This window comes from Paraburkholderia dilworthii (genome assembly GCF_000472525.1).
In the GTDB taxonomy this organism is placed as follows: Bacteria; Pseudomonadota; Gammaproteobacteria; order Burkholderiales; family Burkholderiaceae; genus Paraburkholderia; species Paraburkholderia dilworthii.
This window is the reverse complement of sequence record NZ_AWZT01000002.1, coordinates 257,017-268,688: the sequence shown is the minus strand read 5'-3', so window position 1 is coordinate 268,688 and position 11,672 is coordinate 257,017. Positions and strand designations below refer to the sequence as shown.

Sequence of the window (11,672 nt, the reverse complement as noted above, 5' to 3'; positions counted from 1 at the left end):
CATCTATGCGCAATCACGTCCAGGTCGAATTTGACCAGATTAAAACGATGGTCGACGGAATGGCGACCCGCATATCGGCTCCCTCATGTTTACTGCCGACTTACGGGTCATCGGAAGACATGGGGCGACCATATGTCGAAATTGATGCTCACGGGTATCACCTAATTGTCGTTGAGAGAGGCGTCGAACAGTACAGGACGACAGTAAAGTCTCGCGATGATCTCTTGTTCGAAATATTTCGAAGCGTGGCATCTGCAATGGCTTTTGAGTTCGAAAGGCAACAGGCGCAACGTGACGTTGATCCGCGGCGCGTGGCGTTCGACAAGGCGCTTTCGATATTGGGAACGCTGAATAAGGATTGGGAGAAACGGCAAAAAGAGCACTATGATCGAGTGCTACTCAAATCGCCGTTGAGAACTTAGCGTTACAACCGCCGCAGGATAGGCTTGCGCCGGAAATTGACCGGGCAGCGAGCGACGACGAGAGCCGCCCACGTGCCAGGTTTGTGCTTTATGGCGTCTGAGCGTGACGCGGCGCTGTGAACCAGGAAAAATGCAGCCAACAGCGGCCAGCAGACATAAAAAGCTAAGGCTCGGGGAAGCACTTGAATACCAACACCCAAGGGAAGAAGCGTTTATCGCGCCTATCCCGCTTATTGTTCGTTATTGCCGCAGACGCAACCTTCGCGGTCGCAGCGTTTACAGCTCATGCCGCCAGCATCATCCCCGACGGCGGCACAGCCACGGCCGTCATCACGTCACCTGCCGGCCGGCAGACCGTCAACCTCGCCCCCACAATCGGCGGAGTCTCGAACAACACCTACACCTCATTCAACGTATCGAAGGCCGGTGCCGATCTGAACAACGTCGGCATCAACGCACGCACGATTGTTAATCAGGTGACCAGCACGAACCCCTCGCTGATCCAGGGCGACATCAACGTGCTGGGTCCTCGCGCCAATGTGATCCTCGCGAATCCGAACGGCATCACGATCGACGGCGGCAGCTTCGTCAACGCGGGCCACGTCGTGCTCTCGACTGGCCAGGTGAGTTTCGACGATCTCGTGCCGGCTCCCGGCGTGACACAACGCAACGTTGTGCTGACCACTAACCGTGGCGCAATCACCATCGGCCCCGGCGGCCTGAGCGGCACACTCGTCAATCTCGACTTGATCGCCAAACAGCTCTCGGTGAATGGTCCAGTGAAGAACGAATTCACGACCTCCACAGGTGGCGTGCGAGCGATCGTCGGCGATAGCACGAATACCTACGACACGAGCCTATCCCCCAGCGACAACAACCACGACTGGCTCGTCAGCACGACGTCACCCGGCACGACGAACTCAGCATTGGCCGTCGATATCACCGCACTCGGCGGACTGACCGGTGGCCGTGTCCAACTCATCGTCACGGACAAAGGCGCGGGCGTTCGCAGTCTCGGCGCGATCTACGCAAGCGCGGGTGACGTCATCGTATCGTCGCTCGGCGACATCGGCGTAATCGACGGATCGATCAAGGCCGAAAACAACATTCAGATCACCACGCCCGGTGCCTTCTCGTTGCAGGGCGCGCAGATGTCCGCCGCAAATGGCGCGACGCTCAGCGCGAACGGCATCACATTAGTCGACGATGCCACAGGCGGCTCAACGCTCAGTGCGCAAAACGGAGCGATCAAGCTGACCAGTACCGGCGACATCTCTAATACGGGCAGCCTGATCCAGGCCGGCGCAATCAACGCGAGCGGCGCAGCGGTCGGCGGTGATGTGACCTTGAGTGCTACAGGCAACATCCTGAATCGTTCGAGCGCAGCGAATCTGGGCGTCGTCTTCGCGGCGAATGGACAAACGTCGCTAAGCGCGCAAGGCAACATCACCAACGAGAACGCCCGCATCCTCGCGAACGACAAAACGAGCGTGACCGCGCAAGGCGACGTTTCGAACATCATCGATCACACCGACGGCACGAACAGCGGTAAGCCGGTCGCGTACTCGCGTACGGGCGGTAGTTTTGTTTTCTTCACGCACGACACCAGCGGCTTCGACGTCGATTACGGCACCGTTACGCAACCAGGCCAACTAGCCTATATCGCATCGACTGATGGCTCGGTGACGGTCTCGGGAAGAAACGTCACCAACTCCGGTGGCTTGATCCAATCGAATAAGGGAAACATATCGATAACCGCGCAGCAGGCCTTTACCAACGCTGCGGTGTTCTCGGGCCAGGCCAGTTATTCGCGCAGTTGCTGGATATTCTGTCATGCGAGCGCATCGAGTAATGTGATGCCCAATGGCGGCACGATCCAGTCCGGTGCGGATATTGCAATTTCCGCGGGGACCGTCGCGCGCAACATCGGGGGGAATGTTTTTGCAGGCGGCAATCTTAACGTGACGGCGCCGGTGACATACGCACAAGGCGTAACAGGTTACTCGGCGATCAATCAGGACCGCGGCTTCAAGGCATTCTTCGGCAGTACGTGGGCGCAGATTATTGCGAGCGATGTTGGTGGGGGCTTCACGGCCAACGGCTCGGTTTCGTTAGTCGGCAGCGCCGTTATCGATGGCGGCTACATCACCGGTAGTAACGGTGTCTCGGCAAGCGGTGGCATAACGACAGTCCGCGCGCCCGCGACGACACCTGTTCAGATCGGCCAGCATCTCGGCATGACGACGTGGTGGTGGCATTGATGCAGTCCGTATCGACCAGACCGCGCCTGAAGTGCGCGGGAATAGTGTACGCAGTTGCACTCGTCTTCGTGCATAGCGTCGCCGTCCACGCGCAGACGCCACCGCCGCCCGCTCAACCTCTGCCGTTAGCACGTCCGATTCAGGACCCCGCACAGTTAATCATCGATCAACAGCGTGAGCAGGCGACGCAGCGGCAATTGAATCAGCCGCCCGCATCGATTGCGCTGCCGGAGCCGACTTCGCAGGGTTCGCTCGACGTTCCTCCCGACACACCAGTCGATCAGATCGTCGAGACGGGACCCGCCTTTGCGATCAACCGCATCACGGTGGACGGCAATACGGTGCTCGCGCAAAAGCGTATCGACGCAATCGTGACACCGTTCGTCGGTCACGCGCTCGGTTCGCATCGTCTGAATGTACTGCTTAAACGATTGACTGATGCGTTCGTATCGTTCGGCTATATCACGACGCGTGCGTTCCTCGGCCCGCAGAATCTCGAGTCGGGCATATTGAACATTAGAGTTCAGGTAGGCCGCATCGCGGGCTATACGTTGAACGGCAAGCCGTTAGGCCAGCGGCTCAAAAAGGACGAACAGTCGGCCGGTGGCGGACTCCTGACGGACGCTGGATCGGAGTGGGCATTCCCGGCGGCGCCTGGTGACGCGCTCAACCTTGGAGACATCGATCAGGGGGTATCCCAGATCAACCGGCTGCGGCGCAATCAGGCTGAAATCCAGATTCTGCCGGGACAATCGCCGGGGGATTCCATTGTCGCGATCAACAACCGGCCCGGGGACCGCCTTTACTACACGTTGGGTGTCGACAATTATGGCAGTGCTGCAACTGGGATAACCCGCTACCGGGCGGGCGTGGAAGCGGACAACCTGATCGGCTTGCAGGAGTCGATCAGTCTGAATTTCCTCGACAGCGAGGACAGCAATGCGTTCGTCGGTTCGTTTGCGATGCCGTATGGCCGTCACACATTCAGCTATACCTTCTCGGATTCCGAATATCAGCAGCTAGTCGGCACGAGCGCGCTAATGTACGGACGAACGCTGAGCCATATTCTCGGCTGGAACTATACGCTGGATCGCACGCAGGCCGGCATTGCGAATCTCGACGCCACATTGTCATGGCGACGTACCGACCGCGAAATCAACGACATCGAATTGAATCCGCAGCACATTGCGGTACTTCGTATTGGCGGCAACTGGTTGCGTAAATTCGTGCTGAACGATGCCCCTGGCAATGTCACGCTCGATGCTGGTGTCTCAGAAGGGCTGCCGTGGTTAGAAGCGGATCACGACGCACATGGGATAGGCCGTGACGACGCCCATAGCCAGTTCACCAAGCTGGATGCGACCGCATCGTTCACTGTTCCTCTTCCCAAGTTAGGCCGGGCGGCACTGGTCTATCGCGGCACCTTGAGTGGTCAGTTCACGAACGTCGCGCTCTATGGTTCCGAGCAGTTGTATCTCGGTGGTATGGATACGGTTCGCGGTTTCCGCTCGGGTGAGATATCGGGCGACCGGGGCATGTACTCGCGCAACGAGGTCGCGTGGGTGAATACGCCCGCATGGCGCGACGGTCGAATCGAACCGTACATTTTTATCGACGCGGGAAAAGCGAGCCTCATTGCGTTGCCGGGATTCCCGACACTCGCCGGTGCGGGGGCAGGGCTGCGCGGGCAGTGGTTATGGCATCGGCAGATGCTTTCTGCGGAGGCGCTGGTCGGGCGGGCGCTCACGCAGCCGGCTGCACTTGGCCCCAAGGCGACACTTGTCCTTGCGACACTCAACTGGAATTACTAGGCATGAAACGAACTTCCTCTTTCACGCTCCGGACGGTGGTGCATGCAATGCTCGCGTCCTGTCTGGTGGCGTCGGCAGCCATCTCGGCTCAAACGATGGCAGATGCGCAGACGACCGCAGGCCCGGCGACGATGCCTGTCGGAACAGTGGCGATCGTCAATAGTGTCGCGATCCCGCAGGCGAAGCTGGACGAAGCCGTGCTTCAGTCGCGCCAGGCTGACACGCCGCAACTGCGCAAGACGTTGACATCGCAGTTGGTCGCACTAGAGTTGTTCCGGCAGGAAGCTGAGAAACGACACTATGGGACGAAGCCCGAGGTGACGCAGGCGATGAACGCGGCGAAGGCAAACGCCGAAACGGCGCTCTTCCTGAAAGAAAACGTACACCCGGAACCGGTCACGGATGCGCAGGTAAAGGCTCAGTACGATCAGATCGTCGCGTCGCTCGGCAAGGATGAATACAAGCCCCGAATCATTTCGGTTGCGGATGACGCAACGGCCGCTCTCGTCCTTGGAAAGCTGAAATCCGGCGTGGCATTCGACCAGCTCGCCCGCGAGTACAGCATTGCGCCGAGCAAGTCAGTCGGAGGCGAGTTGCCTTGGGTCAGCTTCAGAACGCCCGTTGCCGACGGACATACTCAGGGTGTGCCGTTGCCGATAGCGCAGGCACTGACGCAATTGCCGCCGGGCGGAGTGACGCCTGCGCCGGTCGTCGTCGACAATGCGCGTGTGCTTGTGAAGCTGGATGCGCGCCGGCCAACCGAGGTCCCTACTTTCGACCAGGCAAAAGGGGCGATTCGGCAGCAGTTGCAAACGGTAGCACTGGAAAAAGCGGCTGCGAGGCTGGTAGCCGGATTGCTAAAAGATGCGCGCATTGAGCGATAGTGCGAACATCTCACCGTATATAACCGGGTCGAAGTTGCGCATGGCGAGAGTCTCACTTGGTAGGGGGCAACAGGATTCCGTGACAGGCTAGTAGATTTGATCGGTCAGCGCCTGGTCGCCGTGACACGGAGAGACGCTTACGTCCTTTGTCTTCATTTTTCTGACAGCGCGACGTTCTACATTGAGGCAGGCTATGAACCCTCATCGCCAGAAGCGTTTGATTTTATCGGTCGAAATCTCTTTTGATACCACGAGTTCAACGGATAAACCGCCAAGTTGAAGGTTCGCTCTGGAACTGGTCGAAGGACCACTTCGGGGCGGGGGCCGGGCGCCGGGCGCGGCCGGAGCCTTCGCTGGCGGCGTGCCGAGCGACGCGGGTTCTGTGGAGGCTTGGCGGTTCTATTGTTGGCGCACTCGTTCAGATGGGTACTTTGAACCAGAGTCTTTGGTACGCCACAACTAGACGCGAAATCATCTCGCACTGAGGGAAAACATGTTGAATTTCCGTACCACGAAGGCCGGCGTCGATTTTGACTACCAGCCGGAGCTTGGCAATCAACATCAGTGGGTCTGGGAGGAAATGAAGAGTGGGAAGTCCACGGAGGTATCTCGCGTATTCTCCTTTCGAAAAGCGGACCTCAAGAATCCGCCCACCAACAAAACGGACTTTGATGAGTACGTCTATACATTTCGCTTTGGCACGTTTGAAGACGAGTACTTGCGAATCCCCGGCCGTGTCCTTTCTATCGAGCGAGATGTCCTCGTAAGCCGCGAGCTTCGGCTCAAGCGTTCGGTCTTTGTCGCGGAACGCAATGTCTCAATTATGAAGCGACTCTCCGATCTTCTCGATAATGACGAGCCTATTGTTATCGGGGGCGGCCGTGCCGGGAACATTCCACTGCCCGTCTATCAGGAGTTGCTCAGGAGATTCCCTACCACATATGAGCTTAATCGCTACGCTGCTGCACGCGTTCACACCATCCTCTCGCAGTATGTGGATGGCCTGAAGGATGCACGGGGGTTTTATGAGTCGTACCTCGATAACGGTCAGCGCTGAACGGAACCTTTTCTGCTCAAAATCCGTCGGAACTCAAAGCGTTAAAGGAACAGGAGGTCCTCAAGTACCGCCTTATCCACGACGAAATTCAACAAAGTCTGCTGACCGGCAAGAACCTGTCCGAGAAAGAATGGCAACAGCGGATGGTTTCATTCCTTCTACTGCTGTTTCCAAAGTACATCAGGGTGCTTCAAAACATCACAATTAACGACTACTACAGTAAGCCTGGTAAAACGTCCAAGCGGTATATCGACATCGGCCTAGTGGACGCGAGCGGGAACCTCGACGTCATTGAACTCAAAAAACCCTTCGAAGACAAAATTCTTCGCCAAGGACTGTACCGAGGCAACAACATTCCGACTGCCGAGTTGACCGGTAGCGTCATGCAGGCAGAGAAGTATCTCTTCCACTTATCGAAATGGGGTGTCGACGGAGAGCGCGCCCTCACGAAGGCCTACGCCTCCGAACTTCCTCCTGGATTGGATATCCGGATATCCAATCCGAAGGCAATCATTATCGTCGGCCGCGGCCAGCTTGGCGGTAATAAGATGACTGATAGTCAGCAACTCGATTTTGAAATCATCAAGCGCAAATACGCAAACATGATGGACATCATCACTTACGATGACTTACTAGGCCGCCTCCAAAACACCATCTACGCGCTCGAACACTGACACGCCACTCCAGCCAGTGACGTAGTGCTTCCTGTGCCGGAGGGGCCTCGCTGAGACGCCGAGCTCCTTCGACGGCTTCCGCGCGCCATGCTTCGTCATTTTTCTTCCTCCTGCGGGCCGACGAGGCACGATTTCGCTATGCGGTCTGCCTGGAAAGCGCGCGCAATTGCGCGGGTCATTTGTTAAGCTTCAGCTTTTTCGCGGACGCGGGTCATGGGTGACCCATGAAATGCCGCGGGACCATCGGGGTTTCACCATGCTCTTCAAGCTGAAATCAAATAATGCAAAAATCGACGAGCTCGAACCCGTCGCCTATAAGGATTTCGCTTCATTCGGAAAGCGGGAGAAAGAATTGGAGGAATTGATCGCTGCCAGTCTCTTCGGCGTTCTGTTCGAGGACGCGCGGCTCATGCCGGTCTTTCAGGAGCGGCAGTATCAGGCCGAAGCCGATATTTACGCGCTCAATGAGTGCGGCGATCTCACAATCTTCGAACTAAAGCGCGGCTCGGCGGGAAATGACGCCGTTCATCAGGCGCTAAGATACGTGCAAGACGCGGCGGGCTGGTCGTTCGCTGATCTGCGGCGCAAGTATCAGCAATACAAGGGTTCCGGTGCCGATCTTCAGGCGGCCCACAAGGAAGCGTTCGATTTGGAACACGTGCTTGAGCCGAAGGAGTTTAACCGCAGGCAACGCGTTTCGATCATCGGCAGCGCCGCCGATGAAAGTCTGATCAGTGCCGTGGATTACTGGAAGCGTCAGGGCATCGCGATCGACTTTCTTCCGTATCGAATTTACGAAATCGCGAACGAACGATACTTCGAGTTCTTCGCGCCGCCCTATGACGTGCACAAGAATCCGCACGATCTGAAGGGCGTGCTGTTCGATACGAACCGGAGTTACGACGAAGACGCGATCTGGGATATGCTCGAGATGAATCGTGTGGCTGCCTACGGCGACGCGAAGCGATTCGTTCATTATCTGAGTCCCGGCGACATCGTTTTTTTGTCGCACAAGTGGACGGGCGTCGTCGCTGCCGGCAAAGTCAGGAACACGTCTGTCAAGCTGCTCGACGACAAGGATGGCCTCTACCGTGACGTCGAATTTCTGACGCCTGTTCCGCAGCGAAGTGGGTCGCCGCGCGGGATGCCGTTCAGGAAAGTGTCAGAATACACGGGCAAGAGCTTCTACTGGGCGCGCACGATCAAGGTGCCGTACTTGTCCCGGTCCGAAGCCGATGCACTGGTTTCAGCGCTGAACGATTTCCTCGTTCCGCCGACGCACGCCTCGCTTGCTGCGCCGGTCTAACACCATGACGAAATGTCCGTGACGTGACTTATCGACTTTTCATCGACGATCTCAGGCAAGCCCCGGACGACTCGTGGGTCGTCGCCAGAAGCTCAGACAAAGCGTTGAGCATCATTGCCGAGAGGGGTTGTCCTCGCGAGATATCCTTCGACCATGACCTCGGTGGACACGATACAGCCATGACCGTCGTGAAGGCTTTGGTCGAGTTCGACCTCGATGCCGGCGGACGATACATTCCTCCCGACTTCGACTTCGTCGTTCACAGCTCCAATCCGGTCGGCGCACGGAATATCTCGGGACTTTTGCAGGGGTATCTGCAAGCACGCGACGAGCGTCGGAACTAGGCAATAAGCGGTGATCGATCGGCGAGGGGCGTGGCCCCTGCCCACAGCCGCGCTAGTTTTCATCCAGCGCCGCTGGGGCAATGTATCGGCGATGCGCGGTGCAACGTCGCACGTCGCGTCGGCGGTACCAGCGTGTCTCGGCCACCGATGCTATCGGCATCCGGCCGATCGCATCCGGCAGTAGCCGGGCCAGTTTGGGACATTCGCCACGCGGTGAGAATCTCCATCAACCGGAGGTCCCTTCGCGGCTAATTCGGGCTGCGCAAAATAATATTCATGTGGCTTGCGTCAGGCCGTCCTCTTCAAGACGTGTCGTCCAGCCGCGAGCCAGAACGTCAGGCCGGCAATCGCGCCCGCCAAAGCGAACACCGGGCTGACCAAAAGAACTTCGTGCCAAAATCTCGTTGGCGGCGGAGGATTGGGAGGATCGGTGTACCACGTCAAACTAGATGTAGCGGACACGACTGTGGCGGCGCCGAGAAGCGCCAGCGCGCAACCCACCGAAACGTAAAAGAGCGGGTTCCGAATGCCGAAGCGGGAGACGAAAAGGTAAAGCACGACACACGGCAGAGCCGAAAGTAGCGCGCCCGGCACACAAAGAACAAAGATAACAAGACAGTCCGATAGGAGAACGCCAAACGTTCCCTCAAGCGGATATAGCAGCCCGCCAGACGCCCTTTGCGAGATCACGTGTGGCAGCTGAGACGCGACGATAGAGCCAGTCGCGGCGGTTACGGCCAGCAAATAAGCCACGGTGACACGTGCAGCCGACGGCCGCAGCAGCGGCATACTAGGTTCCATGGTTGTTCAGAGTTTGACGTTGAGTGCGATCATAAATCGAATGTCTGTTTCGCGGAAAGCTGGGAGTCCGCTTCGGGTCGGCAACAAAACTCCAATGGTTGCGGCCTTTACGTCAACAGTTCGCGTTGCTGACGTTCGAACTGGACGGGGCGGCCTTGGTGTCGGGGCCGCCACCTCGGACTTCGTCATCCTAAATGTTTAAGGCGCCATTTTGCTTATTTTTTGAGCAGCTTTCGCCCGAGCCGGCACTGCGCGCATCATCAAAGTGGCAAACTGCGGCGCCCTCAACTTACAAAGCTTTCATGCGCTGCCGATCGGCCCGCTAGGAGGATGGCAGTTGTTCGCCCATACGGAACCCTCATGCGATGTATGAGAAGCCGGCCACGCCCCGGATCGCGGGTCGCAGGGCGGTGCTGTCGTCGCGGGAGTCGATGGCAAACTGACAGACGATGACGGAGAAGTAACATTTACCGAATTTCGTTGTCTCGGTTTTTTTTGACCGTTCTCGGCAACTCGTGTTACATTTTTTCGGGCGAAACGGCTTTCGAACTCGGTTTTCGCTCGTCTTTTGCCGAAAATCGCTTTCATGAGCATCCTGCCTGCCGGTTGCCTTCCAGTTCTTCGCTCATGCCTGAACTCGCACACCGGCACCTTCTCCTAGCGCCTTTGCAATCCCGAACGCCCATTAGCAACCTGGCGCTCTAGTTTCTCACCATTGAGCTTTCAACCGGTTAGTCATCGGGGAACTTCGCTCGCCTTATAACTTTAGGACACCTGATCATGATTCGAAAAAATCTGACAGCGCTTTTTCGCCTCGGTCACACGGTCGCAACGCCCGGGGCTGTGGACCTTCTTGACCGCACTGAAACCGATAGCGCTGGGCTGTTGAGGCGGCATCAGTGCGGCGATTGGGGTGTTGTCTCTTCTCAGGACGCAGCCTCGAACAGTCAGGCCATCGTAAATGGCACACGCATTCTCTCTGCCTATGAGTTAGGCGCTAATCGCGAGCGGCTGTGGATCATCACCGAGGCCGATCGACAGGCAACGACCCTGCTTTTGCCGGCCGAATACTGAATGGAATTCACCGTTCAGCGGCTTCATTCCGCGCTTCATGTCGGACAGCGTCTGACAGTCGCCGACGCCAATATCCCCGCCTTTAGTTATCAAGGGGGCTGGGATTCGGGTTGCACGCTGCATTGCCTGGCCATGGCCGGTGCGCTCCTCGGTCAACTCACCGATCCGAGCAAGGTTTCATCGCGTCGCCGCGGGCCGGAAGCCGCCTTCTGGAACAGCGTGCGGCCGTACTACCTGTCGGGCGCAACGCTGAGCGAACTCGCTGAGCTCATTCGTGAACTGGACTGGAACCTGAAGCCGGTCGTTGCAGAAGGGGCGCACAGCAGTGTGATGGAGTTTTGTGTGCGTGAGCTCTCTCAAGGCCATCTCGTCGTCGTGAGCTGGCGGACTGTGCACCGGTCCCACTATCACGCGGTGCTCGCAATTGGGATGGAAGGCGTCCAGCGCGGCACGACCTTCGAACCGCACACGTTGCTTATGCTGGACCCAAGCGAAAACGAACCGTGGCTTTCGACGTGTAACGCACGAATGTCACTGGGTGGACTGGCGGCAGGCAAACGATCGCGCGATGCGCGGTATGTCACCGCCAGCTATACCGACCGGGTCATCGCGGATGGTGCTGTCTCGATCCGGATGGGGGCGGCGAAACGCAGGGCACGCTCGAAACCACCGTAGTTACTTTTTGACGTCCGCCTGCTTGCGCTGTGGGGCTGCCCTGCGCGAGCCATCCGGCCTTTCCGAGATGTCGAGCGGATGGAAAAGCTCCGACAAGTGGATACCCAGGGCATGGCAGATGTTCGCGACAGTTAGCACGCTGGGATTCGCCTTGCCGCGCTCGACCGCAGACACATAGGTGCGATCGATCAGGGCCTCGTGTGCCAGCCGTTCCTGAGAAAGTCCCGCTGCGAGCCTGCACTCGCGCACACGCTTCCCCAGAACGGAAAGGACGGGATTGCGGTTGGGCTTAGAGGCAGGGCGGGCATCCATGGACGGCAGGATGCCTCAGTGTCGACTAAAAAACGACGGTGTATACACGAC

The 11,672-nt window shown here is 57.9% G+C and carries 11 protein-coding genes; 10 read left to right on the top strand and 1 reads right to left on the bottom strand.

What is annotated here, in order from left to right:
* The first annotated feature begins 5 nt into the window (after nt 1–5).
* The 10 genes from F759_RS0104900 to F759_RS0104855 all read left to right on the top strand — a co-directional run bounded on the left by F759_RS0104900 (nt 6) and on the right by F759_RS0104855 (nt 11,309).
* Nucleotides 6–422, top strand: a complete 417-nt coding sequence (locus F759_RS0104900) for an Imm63 family immunity protein (RefSeq protein WP_027798869.1) — start codon at nt 6–8, stop codon at nt 420–422.
* Between the two features lie 182 nt (nt 423–604).
* On the top strand, nt 605–2,683 hold the full coding sequence (locus F759_RS0104895) for a two-partner secretion domain-containing protein (protein WP_244438784.1): 2,079 nt from the start codon (nt 605–607) through the stop codon (nt 2,681–2,683).
* Entirely contained in the window at nt 2,683–4,494 is a 1,812-nt protein-coding gene (locus F759_RS0104890; protein ID WP_051377130.1) for a ShlB/FhaC/HecB family hemolysin secretion/activation protein, read from the top strand. Before F759_RS0104895 ends, F759_RS0104890 begins: the two co-directional genes overlap by 1 nt.
* A 2-nt stretch (nt 4,495–4,496) precedes the next feature.
* Entirely contained in the window at nt 4,497–5,378 is an 882-nt protein-coding gene (locus F759_RS0104885; protein ID WP_027798866.1) for a peptidylprolyl isomerase, read from the top strand.
* Between the two features lie 493 nt (nt 5,379–5,871).
* Complete coding sequence (locus F759_RS43605) at nt 5,872–6,435, top strand: hypothetical protein (RefSeq protein ID WP_209440471.1); 564 nt, start codon at nt 5,872–5,874, stop codon at nt 6,433–6,435.
* Entirely contained in the window at nt 6,432–7,109 is a 678-nt protein-coding gene (locus F759_RS43600) for a Shedu immune nuclease family protein (RefSeq protein ID WP_322787079.1), read from the top strand. The genes F759_RS43605 and F759_RS43600 overlap by 4 nt, the downstream gene beginning before the upstream one ends.
* Before the next feature lie 256 nt (nt 7,110–7,365).
* Nucleotides 7,366–8,415 carry a PDDEXK family nuclease gene (locus F759_RS37235; RefSeq protein ID WP_051377101.1) on the top strand — a complete coding sequence of 350 codons (1,050 nt, stop codon included), beginning with the start codon at nt 7,366–7,368 and terminating at the stop codon, nt 8,413–8,415.
* Nucleotides 8,416–8,438: 23 nt separating this feature from the next.
* The gene (locus F759_RS44970) at nt 8,439–8,759 is read left to right on the top strand and encodes a cyclic-phosphate processing receiver domain-containing protein (RefSeq protein ID WP_027798865.1); all 321 of its coding nucleotides are present in this window, start codon (nt 8,439–8,441) and stop codon (nt 8,757–8,759) included.
* A 1,581-nt stretch (nt 8,760–10,340) separates the two neighbouring features.
* Complete coding sequence (locus tag F759_RS0104860; protein ID WP_027798863.1) at nt 10,341–10,634, top strand: hypothetical protein; 294 nt, start codon at nt 10,341–10,343, stop codon at nt 10,632–10,634.
* Nucleotides 10,635–11,309 (top strand): hypothetical protein, encoded by a 675-nt coding sequence (locus tag F759_RS0104855; RefSeq protein WP_027798862.1) that lies wholly within the window; start codon nt 10,635–10,637, stop codon nt 11,307–11,309.
* Here F759_RS0104855 and F759_RS0104850 read toward each other — a convergent pair whose 3' ends face one another.
* Nucleotides 11,310–11,621 carry a helix-turn-helix transcriptional regulator gene (locus F759_RS0104850; RefSeq protein ID WP_152530586.1) on the bottom strand — a complete coding sequence of 104 codons (312 nt, stop codon included), beginning with the start codon at nt 11,619–11,621 and terminating at the stop codon, nt 11,310–11,312.
* Nucleotides 11,622–11,672: the final 51 nt, after the last annotated feature.